General features: G+C 39.9%; 14 protein-coding genes and 1 pseudogene. 12 read left to right on the top strand and 3 right to left on the bottom strand.

Translation table 11 applies throughout. From position 1 onward, the window contains the following. Positions 1-174: pseudogene (locus A3I3_RS10190) on the bottom strand (ISL3 family transposase); the annotation flags it as partial. A gap of 248 nt (positions 175-422) precedes the next feature. On the opposite strand from A3I3_RS10190, the gene pcrA reads away from it, so the two are divergent. Further along, positions 423-2,714, top strand: a complete 2,292-nt coding sequence (pcrA, locus tag A3I3_RS0106275; RefSeq protein ID WP_018371878.1) for a DNA helicase PcrA — start codon at positions 423-425, stop codon at positions 2,712-2,714. Between the two features lie 267 nt (positions 2,715-2,981). Further along, entirely contained in the window at positions 2,982-4,262 is a 1,281-nt protein-coding gene (locus A3I3_RS0106280) for an SLC13 family permease (protein WP_018371879.1), read from the top strand. A gap of 48 nt (positions 4,263-4,310) precedes the next feature. Here the strand turns inward: A3I3_RS0106280 and A3I3_RS0106285 are convergent, their stop codons facing one another. After that, the gene (locus A3I3_RS0106285) at positions 4,311-6,083 is read right to left on the bottom strand and encodes a sigma-54-dependent Fis family transcriptional regulator (RefSeq protein WP_018371880.1); all 1,773 of its coding nucleotides are present in this window, start codon (positions 6,081-6,083) and stop codon (positions 4,311-4,313) included. A 182-nt stretch (positions 6,084-6,265) separates the two neighbouring features. Between A3I3_RS0106285 and A3I3_RS0106290 the strand changes: the two genes are divergently transcribed. From A3I3_RS0106290 to A3I3_RS0106335, 10 genes are all read left to right on the top strand, one after another. Next, positions 6,266-7,525, top strand: a complete 1,260-nt coding sequence (locus A3I3_RS0106290) for a four-carbon acid sugar kinase family protein (RefSeq protein WP_018371881.1) — start codon at positions 6,266-6,268, stop codon at positions 7,523-7,525. Beyond that, positions 7,515-8,675 carry an iron-containing alcohol dehydrogenase gene (locus A3I3_RS10195; RefSeq protein WP_018371882.1) on the top strand — a complete coding sequence of 387 codons (1,161 nt, stop codon included), beginning with the start codon at positions 7,515-7,517 and terminating at the stop codon, positions 8,673-8,675. The genes A3I3_RS0106290 and A3I3_RS10195 overlap by 11 nt, the downstream gene beginning before the upstream one ends. A gap of 12 nt (positions 8,676-8,687) precedes the next feature. After that, positions 8,688-9,584: a 4-hydroxy-tetrahydrodipicolinate synthase gene (gene dapA / locus A3I3_RS0106300; protein ID WP_018371883.1), complete on the top strand. Its 897-nt coding sequence runs from the start codon at positions 8,688-8,690 to the stop codon at positions 9,582-9,584. 12 nt (positions 9,585-9,596) lie between these two features. After that, positions 9,597-10,622, top strand: coding sequence for a 4-hydroxythreonine-4-phosphate dehydrogenase PdxA (gene pdxA, locus A3I3_RS0106305; protein WP_018371884.1), 1,026 nt, complete (start codon positions 9,597-9,599; stop codon positions 10,620-10,622). Between the two features lie 11 nt (positions 10,623-10,633). After that, on the top strand, positions 10,634-11,086 hold the full coding sequence (locus A3I3_RS0106310; RefSeq protein WP_018371885.1) for a NanQ anomerase/TabA/YiaL family protein: 453 nt from the start codon (positions 10,634-10,636) through the stop codon (positions 11,084-11,086). Positions 11,087-11,098: 12 nt separating this feature from the next. Continuing rightward, the gene (locus A3I3_RS0106315; RefSeq protein WP_018371886.1) at positions 11,099-12,271 is read left to right on the top strand and encodes a sialidase family protein; all 1,173 of its coding nucleotides are present in this window, start codon (positions 11,099-11,101) and stop codon (positions 12,269-12,271) included. A gap of 402 nt (positions 12,272-12,673) precedes the next feature. Next, positions 12,674-13,951 (top strand): DUF2130 domain-containing protein, encoded by a 1,278-nt coding sequence (locus tag A3I3_RS0106320; protein WP_026129785.1) that lies wholly within the window; start codon positions 12,674-12,676, stop codon positions 13,949-13,951. Between the two features lie 28 nt (positions 13,952-13,979). After that, positions 13,980-15,065, top strand: coding sequence for a hypothetical protein (locus tag A3I3_RS0106325; protein ID WP_018371888.1), 1,086 nt, complete (start codon positions 13,980-13,982; stop codon positions 15,063-15,065). Positions 15,066-15,070: 5 nt separating this feature from the next. After that, positions 15,071-15,949, top strand: coding sequence for a tRNA pseudouridine(55) synthase TruB (truB, locus tag A3I3_RS0106330; protein WP_018371889.1), 879 nt, complete (start codon positions 15,071-15,073; stop codon positions 15,947-15,949). 24 nt (positions 15,950-15,973) lie between these two features. Further along, a complete protein-coding gene (locus A3I3_RS0106335; protein WP_018371890.1) occupies positions 15,974-16,891 on the top strand; it encodes a bifunctional riboflavin kinase/FAD synthetase in 918 nt (305 codons plus the stop codon). A 197-nt stretch (positions 16,892-17,088) separates the two neighbouring features. On the opposite strand, the gene A3I3_RS0106340 is transcribed toward A3I3_RS0106335, so the two are convergent. Beyond that, positions 17,089-17,358, bottom strand: a 270-nt coding sequence (locus A3I3_RS0106340; RefSeq protein WP_018371891.1) for an ISL3 family transposase, incomplete at its 5' end; no start/stop codon positions are given.

The raw sequence follows: 17,358 nt of genomic DNA on the forward strand, positions 1-17,358 counted from the left end.
TTCTTTCTGGAAGTCATATTTAGCCATTTGTCCTTGGCAGTGAGGGCATTTAGGAGCGGGATAATCTAGCTTAGCCATGATTTCTTTATGTGTTCCAGCATCTACATAATCTAAAATAGTGATGTTAGGGTCTTTAATTCCGAGTAAGTTTGTGATAAAATTTAATTGTTCCATAAGATTCTTTCTAATGATGGTTTGATCGCTTTTCATTATAGGTCTTATGGGACTTTTTTTCTACAACAAAATAGGCTCCATAATTCCTACAGTGGTTTTACCCACTACAGAAATTATAGAGCCTTTAAAGAAGAACTGAGCGCTATTTAGCGCTTTTTCTTATCTAGATTTTTTCTATACGGTGAGAGTGAATTATGGTAAAATAAGAAGTATTGAAAACAAAGTTTGAACATGAACGAGGAGAAAAAATGAATCCTTTATTGAAAGGCATGAATGATCGTCAGGCTGAGGCCGTGGAGACGACAGAGGGACCTCTCTTGATTATGGCGGGAGCGGGCTCTGGGAAGACTCGCGTCTTGACCCACCGCATCGCCTATCTGATTGACGAGAAAATGGTCAATCCTTGGAATATTTTGGCGATTACTTTTACAAATAAGGCTGCGCGGGAAATGAAAGAGCGAGCTTTTGCTCTTAATCCAGCGACGCAGGATTGCTTGATTGCCACCTTCCACTCCATGTGCGTGCGGATTTTGCGTCGCGATGCTGACCATATCGGCTACAATCGTAACTTTACTATCGTGGATCCCAGCGAGCAGCGCACGCTGATGAAGCGGATTTTGAAGTCGCTCAACCTAGATCCCAAAAGGTGGAGCGAGCGGGCGATTTTGGGAACCATTTCCAATGCCAAAAATGACTTGATTGACGAAGTGGCCTATGAGCAGCAGGCAGGCGATATGTACACGGAAATCGTTGCAAAATGCTATACGGCCTATCAGAAAGAACTACGGCAATCAGAGGCTATGGACTTTGACGATTTGATTATGCTGACCTTGCGCCTGTTTGATAGCAATCCAGATGTGCTGACCTATTACCAGCAGCGTTACCAATATATCCATGTCGATGAGTATCAAGATACCAACCACGCCCAGTATCAGCTAGTGAAATTGCTGGCGTCCCGCTTTAAAAATGTCTGTGTCGTTGGGGATGCTGACCAGTCTATCTACGGCTGGCGGGGCGCTGATATGCAAAATATCCTAGACTTTGAAAAGGATTATCCTCAGGCCAAAGTGGTGCTCTTGGAGGAAAATTATCGCTCGACCAAAACAATCTTGCAGGCGGCAAACGACGTCATCAAACACAACCGCAATCGCCGCCCGAAAAATCTCTGGACGCAAAACGAAGACGGCGAGGACATTGTTTACTATCGGGCGGAGAATGAGCAGGAAGAAGCAGTCTTTGTCGCCAGAACCATTGATGAGCTGACGAGCAAGCAGGCCTATACTTACAAGGATTTCGCGGTGCTTTACCGTACCAATGCCCAGTCGCGGACGATTGAGGAAGCCCTGCTCAAGTCCAATATTCCTTACACAATGGTCGGCGGAACCAAGTTCTACAGCCGCAAGGAAATCCGCGATGTCATTGCTTACCTAAATATCATTGCGAATGCCAGCGACAACATCAGCTTCGAGCGGGTGATTAACGAGCCCAAGCGCGGCGTGGGTCCAGGAACAGTCGAGAAGATTCGGGATTTTGCCAATTCGCAGGGTCTACCTCTTTTGGAAGCTGCTAGCAATATCCTCTTGTCGCCGATTAAGGGTAAGGCTGCGCAGGCAGTCTGGACGTTTGCCAATCTTATTTTGGATTTGCGTGAGCGGCTGGATGAGCTGAGCATTAGCGAGCTGGTCGAAGAAGTGCTAGCTAAGACGGGTTATACAGAAGCTCTTGTCTTGCAAAATACTTTGGAAAGTCAAGCACGACTGGAAAATATAGAGGAATTTCTCTCTGTTACCAAAAACTTTGACGAAAATCCAGAACAAGTAGAAGGCGAAAGCGGGCTGGACAAGCTCAGTCGCTTCCTCAACGACCTGGCCTTGATTGCGGATACGGACGAGGGAGACCAAGAAAGCAGTGAAGTGACCCTCATGACCCTGCATGCGGCTAAGGGGCTGGAATTTCCGATTGTTTTTATCATCGGTATGGAGGAAAATCTCTTTCCACTGAGTCGCGCGGCAGAAGCAGAGGATGAGGACGAGCTGGAAGAGGAGCGTCGTCTGGCTTATGTAGGAATTACACGGGCAGAGAAAGTGCTCTTTCTGACCAATGCTAATTCGCGTTTGCTCTATGGGAAGACCAATTTCAATCGTCCGACTCGTTTCTTGACGGAGATTTCCTCAGACTTGCTGAACTATCAAGGGCAGGCGCGACCTGCAAACAGTGCCTTTAAGGTGACTTATGCCAATAGCGGAGCGCAGCAATTTGGGCAAGGAATGAGCTTGAAGCAGGCACTTCAAGAGCGCAAGCGTCAGGCTGCACCGACCTCTTTTTCATCAAGTAATCTCCCCTTTGGCAATCAAGCCAAGGAAAGCAGCCCAGCAGTCGCTTGGTCTATTGGCGACCTTGCCCACCATAAGAAATGGGGCGACGGGACGGTGCTTGAAGTGTCGGGCACAGGCGCAAGTCAGGAGCTGAAAATCAATTTCCCAGAAATTGGACTGAAGAAAGTGCTCGCTAGTTTTTTAACACCAGTTGAAAAGAAATAATATCTAAATTTAACTAAGCTAAGGACTACTGTAACGACGGTAGTCTTTTTTATACTTTATGAACTCTTATATCTAGGGTTTTATTTGTATACTTGTTCACTATTGAAACAAAATAAATATAAAAAAATAAAAAATGAGGAAAAAATAAAAAATGTTTCAAAACAAAACAATTATTGGTTCTTTTTTCTTAATTTAATGTTTTAAAAATAATATGATGGAGAATGTAAAGCGCTTGCAAAAGTAAAAGAAAAAATAATGAGGTGTAATATGACATTACAAATGATTCTTGCCCTAGGCATCTTGATTTTAATGATCGTTATGATCATGTCTGATAAGTTCGCCTTTGGTGCTCCACCCGTTTTTGCCTGTCTGTTGTTGGTTGCAACTGGGCTATCAACTGTTCAAGAAGCTTTCGCAGGTTTCATTAATCCAAGTGTGGTAATGGTTGCTGGTTTCATGGTCGTGATGGCTGCTTTGATGAAGACGAGTTTTATCGCTAAAGTTCAGACAACAATGATTTCCTTGGTTAATAAGGGTGGCTATAAAAGTTATGCTCTTCTTCTAATAGTAGTTATGTTGGGTGCTAGTTTAGCTGGTATGGGTTCAACTGGCTATTATGTTTTGATTTTATCCTTGGTATCAACCATTCCTTATAATAAGAAAATGCCAACATCAAAATTGATGATGCCTCTTGGATTTGCGACAAATCACCCATTGGTTCCAATAAATGTTGCCTTGACTTATGGAGTTACAGTGAGTGTATTGGAAACAGCAGGTTTTACAACCGGTGTTTCCATGTTCAAATTCGCTATCGTTAATTTTATTTTATCTCTTGGATTCTTGGCTTGGAGCTTAGTGGCTTATAAAATGTTGCCAGATCATCCTATTACACAAGATGATGAAGAAACACCAACGGATCAAGGCTTGGCGGTTTCTATGATGACACCAACACAAGAAAAAATCACCATTGCTATGTTCATCATTAGTGTTATTGGTATGATGATGATGAGCCAACTGGGAAATTTTGCTTATGTATTACCGGGCTTGGCTGCTTCAGTTATTCTTTTCACTGGTGGAATTGATTTCCGCTCTGTTCGTGACAATATGGGAGCGCCAGTTATTCTCATGATGGCAGGTGTTATCGGTGTAGCAGATGCTTTAGCTAATTCAGGATTTACAAAACTGATTGGTGATTGGGTTGCTCACTCTCTTGGAACAAACATGAGTCCTTTTGTCTTAATTCTGATCTTCGTGTTATTGACCAGTACAAGTGCAACTTTTACCGGTTCAAATATGGGTTCTGTCTTTATTTTTGCTCCTATCGTAATTGCAACTTGTATCAGCTTAAATTGGAATCCAACCGCAGCGGCAGTCGCTGTAGTTATCTCTGGTTGGAATGGAGGGTACATGCCAGTTGATGGTATGCCAGCCATGATTTTAGGGATGGGAAATTACAAGTTACCAGAGTTCTGGAAATACTCTGTTCCGATGTACTTAGTCAGAGTGTTGGCCTTGACAGTGGGGGCACTTCTTGTCTTTCCAGTATAAATGATTCTTATAAGAGACCACCTGTTCTTTCAAACAGATGGTCTTTTACTATTTGAGATAACGCCATAGAGTCGTACGGCTAATTCCTAATTGTTTGGCAGTCTTTGTCTGGTTTCCGCCGTTTTTTTCTAAAACAAGATTGACAATATCCTGTGTATAATCAAATAACGTTTTGTTTTCATCAATATTGACAATAGAAGTGGGCATTAAGCTCGTCTTAGGAAATTTATATTGCTCTTGTTTTAAAGTCTCAAGTACTTGGTATTCAGAAATATAATAAGAATTGGAATTTAAAACTAATTTTTTAATAACTTGTTCCAACTGGTTTAGATTACCCGGCCAAGGAAAATGAAGTAGGGCACTTAAAGCCTGAGGATTAAAACCGATAACTTCTTTGTTACAATCAATATTTATTTTATTGAGTAGTAGAGTAATAATACTGGATAATTCATTCTGTCGCTCACTAATGGAAGGAGAATAGATACTGGCACAGTTCAATTCATTTAACATTAAGTCAAAAGTTTTTTCATCTTGTCCCAATGATCCAGTGTTATAAGTAAAAATCAAATTATTTCTGTTTAGTAGTTTTGTCGATTTGATGAGATAAATTAATTTTTCAACGTCGGCAATTCCTAATTTTTCGATATTTTTAAAGAGGATTGTGTTGCCAGAATCTACCAGAGGACCATTGGTCGAATTAAGCAAAAATTTCCAGAGTTTTTCATTTAGCAATTCAGAATGAATAACAATCAATCCTTGCTGGTTACTCTTTTGGTTTAAAAAAGAAGTATAAGCTAGGCTGGTTTTAGCAGTGCCTTCTTGACCGAACACTAACATGGCATTATAATGCTGCATCAATTTTTGGATTAAAATTTTAGATTCTTCAGAGATAAAAGAGGTGAATAAAAGCTTTTTGGAAATTGTTTCTTCAATCTCTTCTTTGTTGATATAAGTGATTCCAAAGTTATTATTAATAATTGGCGGAGTGGATTGAGTAATTTCACAGAGATAATAGAGTTTATCATGAGTACGAACTTGTTTCATAGCCAATTTATAAACATTTGTGTGAAAACTATGGTAAAATTTTTGTCCATTTTCTATGTCCCTTTTTGAATTGAGGAAATGATGAACAGACTTTTCTAACTGATTTTCAACATTTGAAAAGCTGATGGCTAGATGTTCATCAAAAAGAATCAATTTTTGACTTTGCTCTTGTAAAGAAGACAAAAGAGAGTCCAGTTTTTCTTCCTTTCTCCTTAATTGTTGTGAAATTGTAATAGCCTGTTGATAGGCGTGCTTGATACTTTCAAAGCCGGAAGTGATCAGGAGCGTATTGAGTGATTTGCTTAGTGCAATTTGATTTGTGATTGCGTCACATAAAATTAACTGATAGTTTTCTTTCTTCAATTCTTCCAAAATATTTTGTGCATCAGCTGGTTTTTGAATAGTGATAATTTTGATATTGTATTGGAGAATATCGCAGATTAGGTGAGCAGTTTCTGTAATACTACTATAGCCTACGATGACAAAATTATCAGTATAGTTTTTAGCTAGTTTAATACTGCCCAAAATATCATAGGGCGAAATAGAAACATCAATGACTGGAATTGAAACAGCATTTTGAATCAATTCAGCAGTTCCTCCACGAGAGATAATCGCCTCGTAATTTTTATGGATCATCTGCTGGGCTAATTCTTGTCCCTTTTCTAAATCAGCTGTATAGACATCAAGTGAAAGATTATCAAACTGCTCACCTACGCTGATCATTGAATTTTTTAATTCTTCATATGGTGCAATTCCAAGTAGTTTAATATTTTTCATATTCTCCTCCTAGGTGTGTTTCATATATAAACGATTATAATACATAAATAAGATAAGGTGAAGTAAAAAGATGGATTGTTTCAAAATTAAACATTTTTAATCTTACATGAGTTAAATATTTTATAAAATAGCTGTACAATCGTTGTATAGCGTTAATAGTTAGATGTAAAGGTGGGAAAGAGATGATCAAATTGTTGGTTGTAGCCGATGATTTTACCGGTGCTTTAGATACTGGGGTTCAATTTTCAAATCTTGGAGTAGAAACACTAGTAACCACAAATAAAGATTTTAATTTTAAAAAACTAAACCCGAATTTGGAAGTATTAGTCATTGACTCAGAAAGTCGTTATCTGTCTTTTGAGGAGTCTTATCAAGCGATCGCTCGGATAATGAAAGCAGCTAAGGAAAATGAAATACCATATATTTATAAAAAGGTTGATTCTGCTTTAAGGGGAAATGTTTCCAGTGAAATTAAAGCAATGGTAGATGACTTTTCGGAGCAGACAATTTCTTTTATTCCAGCCTTTCCGGAAATTAATCGTGTTGTCAAAGGTGGGCATTTATATATAAATAACCAATTGGTATCAGCTAGTGTTTTTGCCAATGACCCCTACGAACCAGTCACTGAAAGTGATATTAGGCGACGGTTACAAAGTGAAGCACAGCTTGATTCTACCTTAGTAACGGATGTGAATACTTTTGAAAAGAAAGCTGGCTTGTTTTTATTTGATAGTGAGACGGATCATGATTTGTTAAAAATTTTAGAAACTCTACAAACTCAAAACGCATTACGCCTAATGATTGGCTGTGCAGGATTTGCTAAAGTGTTGGCAGGAGCTTTATTTTTAAATAAAAAGGCTGAGCGCATTGCTATTGAACGACCACTTCTTGTCGTTTGTGGATCAGTCAATCCAATCACAAGAAAGCAAGTTAAATGTGCTCAAGAACGTGGATTTAAACGCTATTCCTTATCTGCTAAACAGTTATTAAATGACGGGTATTGGGATACTGTAGAAGGAAAAAGAGAAATTGAATCCTATTCATCAGATATTTTGAAACATGAGTTGGTAATTTTTGAAACGCTGAGCAAAAAGACGATTGAGGAAGTAGAAAAATATTCTGAAGACGAGGGCGACAGTGGCTTGGTGACACGGTTCAAAATAGGGCAATCTTTGGGAAATTTGACAAAATCTTTATTGAGTCAGGGTGTTGAGAAGACTTTTCTTTTTACGGGAGGTGATACTCTGTATCAGTCGATGAAAGTATTAGGGATAGATGAAGTAAAACCTTTGAGTGAAATAAAACCTGGGGTTGTTCTTTCAGAAATTAAGTGGAAAGGAAAGACTGTTCAAGTCATCACAAAATCTGGCGGTTTCGGAGAAGAAGATTTGTTTTATCATTTACATAAGTTAGTTAAAAAAGGAGGTAAATATGCTGGTTGATTATAGTTTAAAAATGCCGAAAGTTGTTTTCGGAGGTGAACATGCACTGGAACAAATTGAGGGATTGCTCAAGGAAGAACTGGTGCAAAAGGTTGTTCTCTTTACCGATAAAGGGATTCTAAATGCAGGATTAGCAGAAATTCCATTAGCTATTCTGAAAGAAAACGGAGTGGATTATACAGTCATTTCTAATATTCAAGTAGAACCTAGCTATCAGCAAGTTCAGGAATTCATTGATGATTTTAAGCAAGAAAAAGCTGACTTTATCATTGCCATTGGTGGCGGCTCTGTCATGGATACAGCTAAATTGGCTTCTATCTTGACAACCGATGATTATACTGTTAAAGATTTGCTAAAAGACCCGCTGCTCGCTAAAAAACAGGTGACAAGCCTCTTGATTCCGACGACAGCAGGGACAGGTTCTGAGGCGACACCAAATAGTATCGTGGGTGTGCCCGAGGAGAATTTAAAAGTTGGTATTGTCAATCCAGAGATGATTCCGGATTATGTTATTCTAGATGGACGCTTAATAAAAAATCTTCCTAAGAAAGTTGCTTCCGCCTCAGCAGTGGACGCCCTTTGCCACGCGGTGGAGTGTCTGACTTCTAAAAAAGCCAATCCAATCAGTGATACTTTTGCTTTGGAAGCCTTGGATTTAATTATGAATAATATTGTGGATGCCTGTACAAATCCAGAAGCAATGGAAGCGAAAAATAAGTTATTCCTAGGTGCTTTTTATGCAGGTGTAGCAATCACCTCATCTGGTACAACTGGCGTGCACGCTCTATCTTACCCTCTTGGTGGACGTTACCATATTGCTCATGGTGTATCAAATGCTATTTTGCTTATGCCTGTTATGCGTTTTAATGAACCAAGTATAAAAGATTACCTTGCTAAGGCTTATGATAGAGTTATTCACGACGGAGATAGGACTTTATCTGTGAATGAAAAATCACATTTCATGATGTCAGAATTGGAGAGAATTGTTCAAGTGCTTGAAATTCCGACTAGTTTGAAAGATTTTGGGGTTCCAGAAGAAGACTTGGAAGACTTAGTTGCATCTAGCATGAAAGTAACGCGTTTATTAGATAATAATCTTCGTGAAATTACAGCTGATGACGCAAGAAATATCTATAAAGAAGTTCTGTAAAGGAGACAGAGAATGACAGAAATTAAAGGGATTATTTCTCCCATTATCACACCGATGAATGCGGATGAGAGTATAAATTTTGATGAATTGAGGGTACAAATCGACCGTTTAATTGAACACGGTGTTCATGGGATTTTCGTTTTTGGGACAAATGGAGAAGCCTATATCTTGTCTGAGGATGAAAAAATCAAGATCATGGAAGAGACGGTCAAACATGTAGCTGGGCGCGTGCCAGTTTATGCAGGTACTGGTCTTGTGGGTACAAAAGACACCATTCGTCTATCCCAAAAAGCGAAAGAAGTCGGTGTTGATGTCATTTCTATTATCACGCCGTCGTTTGCCCAAGCTTCACAAGATGAACTCTATCAACACTACAAAACAATAGCAGAGAATGTAGACATGCCGATTGTTTTGTATAATATTCCAGCACGTACAGGAAATGCTCTTGCTCCAGCTACAGTGGGAAAATTGAGTGAAATTAAAAATATTGTTGGAGTGAAGGACTCGAGTGGTAATTTTGATACCATTCTTCAATACATTGAGCAAACGCGTGAGCGGAAAGACTTTGCCGTTTTGTCTGGCAATGATTCCCTCATTTTGTGGACTTTATTAGCAGGAGGGACTGGTGGTATTGCTGGCTGTTCAAATGTTTATCCATATACCATGTCACAAATTTATGATCAGTTTGTAGCAGGTAATGTAGATAAAGCAAGGGTTTACCAAGATTCTATTCGTTCCTTTAGAAACTGTTTTAAATTTGGGAATCCAAATACCATTGTCAAATATGCAGTCGCAGAACTTGGCTATCCAGTAGGAAAATGCCGTGCACCATTTAATCAACTATCAGAAGCAGGATTTGAAGCATTGCGAGCAGTCATTGCTGAAAATAAAGCTTCCGACATGAAATAAGAGGTAGAAAATATGAAAAAAATAATTGGAATTACGTTAGGTGACCCAGCAGGAATTGGTCCAGAAATTTCCTTGAAGGCTTTTGCGAAAGCAGAACTGTATGAACGCTGCAAACCGCTACTAGTGGGTGACCGGTCAGTTGTTGATTACTATTTAGCGAAACATCCGGAATTAAATTTAAAAGTGAATGTTGTAACATCTCCTAAAGAAGGCTTGTACCAGCATGGAACGATAGATTTGATTGACTTGGGAATTGTGGATATTTCTGCTTTCAAATTTGGTCAGGTTTCAGAAGTGGGAGGAGACGCTGCCTTTCAATATGTGAAAAAAGTGATTGAACTTGCATTAGCTAAAGAAATTGATGCGACAGTTACGAATCCTTTGAATAAAGAAGCAATGAATGCTGCTGGACATCATTATGCTGGTCATACTGAAATTTACGCCGATTTAACAGGCACCGATAAGTATACTATGATGCTGGCTGACGGAAATTTGCGTGTCGTGCATGTATCAACTCACGTTTCTTTGCGAGAAGCTTGTGACCGTGCGACAAAAGAGCGGGTGTTAGATGTTATCCGCATTGCGGATAAGGCGTGCAAGAATCTTGGAATCAAAAATCCACGGATTGCAGTTGCAGGTTTAAATCCTCACTGTGGAGAAAATGGTCTCTTCGGCCGAGAAGAAATCGAACAAATTGATCCGGCCGTAGAAGCTGCAAAAGCAGAAGGTATCAATGTAGAAGGTTCCTTGCCTGCCGATACTTTATTTTCAAAGGCAAATGGGGGCATGTACGATATCGTTGTTGCTATGTACCATGACCAAGGGCACATCCCGCTGAAATTACTAGGTTTTGTTTATGATCAAGAAAAGGGCGCTTGGAAAGCGGTTCAAGGAGTGAATATTACTTTAGGATTGCCTATTATTCGAGCCTCCGTTGACCACGGGACGGCTTTTGACCAAGCGGGAAACTGGACAGCTAGCGAAGTGAGTTTGGAAAATGCTATTGATTACGCCATTCGTTTGGCGGAAAATTCATAAGGGGCTTAAATATGATTATAGACTCTTTGGAACATCTAGAATGCTACCATACGCTGTTGCCGAATCTAGCTAATGCTTTGAAAGCATTAGATGAACATAAAAATAGCTGGGGAACCGGAGTGAAATATCCTTTTGAAGGAGGTTTTCTCTTCTTCCAAGAGGGAGTGACGAAACCTTTAGTAGATAGTCAATTTGAGTCACATCGGAGACATATTGATGTTCAAGTTCTTTTACGAGGTGCAGAGTATGTTGCTTTGGAGGATTTATCTAAATTATCGACAATAATTCCTTATAGTGATGAAAGAGATGTTGAGAAATATCAGGGTGAAACCAAGCATATGATGAAAATATCCGCCGGAATGGTCTATGTCTGCTTTCCGTGGGACGGTCATAAGGCAGTTTTTCATATTGATGAACCTTTGGAATATCAAAAAGCAGTTATTAAATTGGAAATAAACAAATAAAAGGAGCTTAAAATGGTCAAAGAATTGCCAGTAGTAAGAGAATCTATTCCAAATGGAGTAGTTTATCATGATGCGTTTTTGAATATTGATTTTGGACTGATTCCGACAGGTGGAAATGCAACAGCACATGCTCCAGCTCTTATTGAAACAGCAGACGGAGGCTTGTTGTGTGCTTGGTTTGCAGGAACATTTGAAGGGAGCGGCGATATTTCAATTGCTGTTTCCAAATTGGATCCAGAAACACAAGTTTGGTCTGTGCCAGAAATTGTCTCCAAGGGTGAAAATCGCAGCGAACAAAATCCTGCCTTTTTCAGAGCTCCTGACGGACAAATTTGGCTAATTTATACTTCGCAATTAAGTCGCCAAGAAGGAAAAGATAACATGCAGTTCACCTCTATCATTATGGTTCAAAAATCTGATGATGAGGGTGTGACATGGGGCGTGCCAGAAGTTTTGTTTGCTGAGGAAGGAACTTTCTCTCGGCAAGCCATTCAAATTTTAAGTAATGGACGTTGGATTTTTGCAACATGGTTGTGTGAGGATTCAGCAGAAGGATTGACCAATGATCCGACCGAGTTTCGTATATCAGATGACGAAGGGAAGACTTGGAAACGTGTGAGAATGCCTGAAAGCAACGGGCGGGTTCATGCTAATCTACTTGAAGTGGAGCCGGGACATCTTGTAGCATTTATGCGTAGTCGTTTTGCCGATAATATTTATATCAGCGAATCACACGATTTTGGAGACAGTTGGTCAATACCGGAAAAATCAGTTTTACCAAACAATAATGCAAGTATCAGTGCAATTAAACTTCAATCAGGAGAAATTGCTCTTGCTTATAATAATAATGCGGCTGAACATCCACAATTCGGGAAAGTTGCTTGGCCAGGTTTACGTAATCCAGTTGCTGTGTCTGTTTCTGAAGACAATGGCCAAACTTGGCCGCTTGGCCGCATTTTTGAAGCAGCCGAAGGATATATTGGTTCAGAGAATAAAACCAATAATGCTCAGTATGAATATCCGACCCTTTATCAAACGAAAGATAGCTTATTGCATTTAGTTTATGCTTATAAAAATAGGCTATGCGTAAAATATGTTCGCTTCTCTGTTGCTGATTTATTTGGTCAAAAACGTGAAACCGAAGGACTCTACAATCCAACCTCGGGAGAAGGAGTGAAAAAGTAACAGTATATCCTTGATGGTATTCGAAGAAAAAGAGACCTTGCTTATTCAGAGGTCTTTTTTGCGAAAAGAATTATGATAATACAATTCAAAGTTTGAGAAATTGACAATGTGAGTTTATGTATTATGGAAGTGATTGAATATTTTATAAAAATATGATAGTATTAAATTGTTATTTTATTGTTTTAGAGCTGTGTTGTTTTGAATGGTTCCAAAACAAGGAAAAGCAGCTCTTGAGTCACGCTTGGTTTTAGAGCTGCTTTGCTCTGTAATGTTCTAATGAAATAATAAAATAAGAAACTGTATTTTATATGGTTTCTTTTTTGACAAATTTAAAAATAAATGATATTATTTTATTAGGAGTTATTTTTTGAGTCAAATATTACTTTAAAGGAATTTTGAATGATGAACGAAATTAAATGCCCCCATTGTGGGACGGTTTTTACGGTAAATGAAACGCAGTACAGCGAGCTGTTGGCGCAGGTGCGCACCAGTGAGTTTGAGAGCGAAATTCATGCGCGCTTGGAGCAAGAGTTGGCTTTGGCGCAGCAAAAAGCAGCTAATGAGCAGCAGACCTTGCTTGCTGAAAAAGCTCAAGAAATCGCCAACTTGCAGCACCAGATTGAGGCCTTTTCTACCGAAAAAGAATTGCTCAAAAAAGAGGTGGAACAGGACTTGGCGCAGCGCTTGCTGGACAAGGATAAGGAAGTACAAAAGCTGGAAAACCAGCTCGAGACCCTCCGTTTGGAACATGAAAATCAGCTCCAAAAATCTCTGACGGCAGTTGAAAAAGAGCGCGATGAAGCTAAAAATCAGCTGCGTTTACAGGAAACAGAAAATCAGTTGTCGCTATCCTCGGTCAAGCAAAACTATGAGGCGCAGCTCAAGGCAGCCAATGAGCAGGTGGAATTTTACAAGAATTTCAAGACGCAGCAGTCGACCAAGGCGATTGGCGAGAGCTTGGAGCAGTATGCCGAGAGCGAGTTCAACAAGGTGCGTTCTTACGCCTTTCCCCGCGCTTATTTTGGCAAGGATAATGAGGTTTCTAGCGCCTCTGGCTCCAAGGGGGACTTCATTTTCCGCGAGGCTGATGAAAATGGTGTCGAGATTATTTCCATTATGTTTGAGATGAAAAATGAAGCCGATACCACCAAAACCAAGCACAAAAACAGTGATTTTTACAAGGAATTGGACAAGGATCGCCGCGAGAAAAACTGCGAATACGCGGTTCTGGTCAGCATGCTGGAAGCTGACAATGACTACTTCAACACAGGGATTGTTGACGTCAGCCACGAGTACGACAAGATGTACGTCGTGCGCCCGCAGTTCTTTATCCAGCTGATTGGGCTTTTGAGAAATGCTGCGCTGAACTCGCTCAAGTACAAGCAGGAGTTGGCTTTGGTCAAGGAGCAAAATATCGATATCACCCATTTCGAGGAAGATTTGGAGACCTTCAAGGTCGCCTTTGCCAAGAATTATCAGTCTGCTAGCACCAATTTTGGCAAAGCGATTGACGAGATTGACAAGGCAATCAAGCGCATGGAAGCGGTCAAGTCTGCCCTGCTCACCAGCGAAAACCAGCTGCGCCTCGCTAATAACAAGCTGGACGATGTCTCTGTCAAAAAACTGACCCGCAAAAACCCAACTATGAAAAAGAAATTCGATGCCTTGAAGGGGGAGTAGTTAAAATATTAAAATATAAGGAAGATATATGGTAAAGATAAATTTTGATATACTATTGAAACTAAAGCCGGAAATAGAAGATATAAATATGGTAAATGGATTCTGGGAATTAGTTCAGCTCAGTGATAAATTTGATACCATAGTTTCAAAAGAAGAGTTGGGTTTTCAGGTTTCTGAAAATAAAATTATGAAATTTAGTATTCGATTTAAAAAGACTGAAAGATCTATTTTGTGTCATTTGCAATCTCTTGGAGACATACATTGGTCTAAGTTAGATTACTATGATAGTTTTAGGACAACTTTATCTGGATTATTGAATCAAAAGTTTAATGTGACATTTTTTTCTAGAGAATTATCCAAGTACTATGCAGAAAAATGCTATCCAATAATCTATGATTATGAAAATAATTTACGCCAGCTTTTTTATTTGATATATCACTTTAATGAAATCCATGAAATTCATAAACTGGCTAAATCTAAATTGAAGCCAGGAAAATTAAATATGTTTGTGGAAGATTTAGATTTATTTGAATTAGAAAAGTTATTCTTTTCAAAAATTTGGTTATTAAATGATGACGATAGCTACAATTATTGTGGTAGTGTCGGTATTCAAGAGTTGATATCTGAAATGTCTAAACTATCTAGAAAGCCCGATTTTTTTAGTACATGGGATATATACATTGCGCCGTTTAATAGAGAATTTCTTGTTGATGAAGATAAAATAAAAAGAGTTAGAAATATTAGGAATAAAGTATTCCATCATAAAGAAATGTCGTATGATGATTGGCGATATTGTAAAAGAGAAGTACGTAGTCTATCGCATATCTTCCATAGGATTCAACAAAAAATTATTTTGAATGAAATTTATGCAGGAATTGATGCTAAAGATATGATTAAACCACTTTTAGTATTATCAGAGAAGTTTAGAGAGATACAGCAGCAACAAAATTTACTACTATCAGAGAAATTGAACTTAACTTTTGTTCAGGGGGTGAATAAAATGCTAGAAAATATAAAAATTCCCAAAAATACTTTTTCTAACAACTTTGCCAAGATGCTCTCAGAATCAATGAAAGGTATTGTAGGAATTGAACACCTGCATAAGGATGATTAACTACCATGAACGGAATTATCAACTTGAAAAAAGAGGCGGGGATGACTTCGCATGACGCGGTTTTCAAGCTGCGCAAGATTTTAGGAACCAAGAAAATTGGGCACGGTGGGACGCTGGATCCTGATGTGGTCGGAGTTTTGCCAATTGCGGTTGGCAAGGCAACGCGGCTGGTCGAGTACATGCAGGACGAGGGCAAGATCTACGAGGGCGAGATAACCCTTGGTTTTTCGACGACGACTGAGGACGCAAGCGGCGAGATTGTCGCAAAAACGCCTGTGACGCAAGCGCTAGAAGAAGCCACTGTTGATGCTGCTTTGCAATCTTTTATTGGCGAGATTTGCCAAATTCCGCCGATGTATTCGGCGGTCAAGGTGAACGGGCGCAAGCTCTACGAGTACGCTCGTGCGGGGCAGGAAGTGGAGCGTCCCAAGCGCCAGGTGACCATTTACTCTTTTGCACGAACCAGTCCGATTTCTTATGAAAATAGCTGCGCTTCTTTCCGTTTTCGGGTCAAATGCAGCAAGGGAACTTACATCCGTACCTTGTCTGTCGACCTGGGGTACAAGCTGGGCTATGCCAGCCACATGTCTCACTTGATGCGGACGGAGGCTGCGGGCATGAAACTATCGACTGCCCTAACCCTCGCTCAAATTGCAGAGCTAATCGAAAAAGGCGACCTATCTTTCTTGCAGCCTTTGGAACTTGGTATCGGCGATTTGGAAATAGCAGAGCTGTCTGAGCAGGATTTGCAAGAAGTGCAGTTCGGGCGTTTTATCAAGCTAGGTTTAGAAGCTCCGCTTTTAGCCGGCTTCTACCAAGGAAAATTGATAGCGATTTTAGAAAAAAGAGACGATTTCTACAAGCCTAAAAAGGTCTTTCTTTGATATTTTGTGATAAAATAGATAATGATGAAAACGATTAGAATTAAAAATGAACATGACATTGAGCAATTAGAAGATACCGTCCTTATTTTGGGCTATTTTGACGGGCTTCATCAGGGGCATAAGGCGCTGTTTCAAAAAGCGCAGGAGATTGCTCAAGCCCAAAATCTGAAAATTGCTCTTTTGACCTTTCCAGAGTCACCCAAGCTGACTTTTGTCCGCTACAATCCGGAACTTCTCTTGCATTTAGCTAGTCCAGAAGACCGGCAGGCGCAGCTGGAGGCGCTAGGGGTGGACCTTCTCTACTTGATTGATTTTACGACTGATTTTGCTCAGCAGTCGCCGCGCGAATTTGTGGAGCGCTATTTGCGTTGCTTGCGAGCCAAGGTTGTGGTGGCTGGTTTTGACTATCATTTTGGAAAAGGGCGGGCAGGTGTCTATCAGTTGCAGCAATTTTTCACAGGTCAAGTGGTGGTGGTTGATGAAGTGCAGCTGGACGGCCAGAAGATTTCTTCGACCAGAATTCGGAATTGCCTGAGAGAAGGAAATATCGCTGAAGCCAACCTCTTATTGGGGCATCCTTTATCAACGCGCGGCATTGTTGTGCACGGAGACGCGCGGGGACGGACGATTGGCTTTCCTACGGCAAATCTGGCGCCTCTTGATAGGGTGATTTTGCCAGCGGACGGCGTTTATGTCGTGGATGTGGAGCATAAGGGTAAACGCTATCGCGGCATGGCAAGTGTTGGGAAAAATATGACCTTTAACGGAACAGAGCTGCGGTTTGAAGCCAATATTTTTGATTTTTCGCAGGATATTTATGGCGATACCATTCGGATTTTTTGGTTGGATAAAATCCGCGATATGGTCAAGTTTGACGATATTGATAGTCTCTGTCGACAACTACACGAGGATGAGAATGTTGCCCGTAACTGGTCTAAATGAAAAAGAAAAAGGAGTCAGAGAGCTCAATTAGATTGATGAAGAGTTTATTTTCTTACTCCACGCAGTTGATTAGATATAGTTTGCCTCTATAGAGGGGAAATTTGCCAATCAATCACTGTACTTTTATAAAATTTCTGATCAAAATAAGTGAGGCTGGAGATTTGGCTCTTTGTCAACTGTAGTGGGTTGATGAGAAGTTATAATCTGGAGAGGACTAAATCAGTCCTCTCCTTTTTGATGTTCAAAGCGATGAGGATTCTAGTTTTAAAATTGTCAAAGTTCCGAAAGCCGAAAGCGTTTCGCTTGATGACTTTGATGAGGTTGTTAGTAGCTTCTAGTTTTGCGTTTGAGTAGGGCAGTTCCAGTGCGTTCAGGATCTTATCCTTGTTTTTCAAGAAGGTCTTAAAAACAGTTTGAAAAATAGGATTTACATAAGAAATGGTATCTTCAATGAGTCCAAAGAAATG

It is taken from the genome of Streptococcus massiliensis DSM 18628, from assembly GCF_000380065.1.
Taxonomy (GTDB): domain Bacteria; phylum Bacillota; class Bacilli; order Lactobacillales; family Streptococcaceae; genus Streptococcus; species Streptococcus massiliensis.

Excerpts from the sequence above, each read along its gene's own strand:
- A3I3_RS0106320 (WP_026129785.1), top strand. The coding sequence starts at position 12,674 with ATGAACGAAATTAAATGCCCCCATTGTGGGACGGTTTTTACGGTAAAT.
- dapA (WP_018371883.1), top strand. The coding sequence starts at position 8,688 with ATGACAGAAATTAAAGGGATTATTTCTCCCATTATCACACCGATGAAT.
- A3I3_RS10195 (WP_018371882.1), top strand. The coding sequence starts at position 7,515 with ATGCTGGTTGATTATAGTTTAAAAATGCCGAAAGTTGTTTTCGGAGGT.
- A3I3_RS0106290 (WP_018371881.1), top strand. The coding sequence starts at position 6,266 with ATGATCAAATTGTTGGTTGTAGCCGATGATTTTACCGGTGCTTTAGAT.
- A3I3_RS0106335 (WP_018371890.1), top strand. The coding sequence starts at position 15,974 with ATGAAAACGATTAGAATTAAAAATGAACATGACATTGAGCAATTAGAA.
- truB (WP_018371889.1), top strand. The coding sequence starts at position 15,071 with ATGAACGGAATTATCAACTTGAAAAAAGAGGCGGGGATGACTTCGCAT.
- A3I3_RS0106280 (WP_018371879.1), top strand. The coding sequence starts at position 2,982 with ATGACATTACAAATGATTCTTGCCCTAGGCATCTTGATTTTAATGATC.
- A3I3_RS0106285 (WP_018371880.1), bottom strand. The coding sequence starts at position 6,083 with ATGAAAAATATTAAACTACTTGGAATTGCACCATATGAAGAATTAAAA.
- A3I3_RS0106315 (WP_018371886.1), top strand. The coding sequence starts at position 11,099 with ATGGTCAAAGAATTGCCAGTAGTAAGAGAATCTATTCCAAATGGAGTA.
- pdxA (WP_018371884.1), top strand. The coding sequence starts at position 9,597 with ATGAAAAAAATAATTGGAATTACGTTAGGTGACCCAGCAGGAATTGGT.
- pcrA (WP_018371878.1), top strand. The coding sequence starts at position 423 with ATGAATCCTTTATTGAAAGGCATGAATGATCGTCAGGCTGAGGCCGTG.
- A3I3_RS0106325 (WP_018371888.1), top strand. The coding sequence starts at position 13,980 with ATGGTAAAGATAAATTTTGATATACTATTGAAACTAAAGCCGGAAATA.
- A3I3_RS0106310 (WP_018371885.1), top strand. The coding sequence starts at position 10,634 with ATGATTATAGACTCTTTGGAACATCTAGAATGCTACCATACGCTGTTG.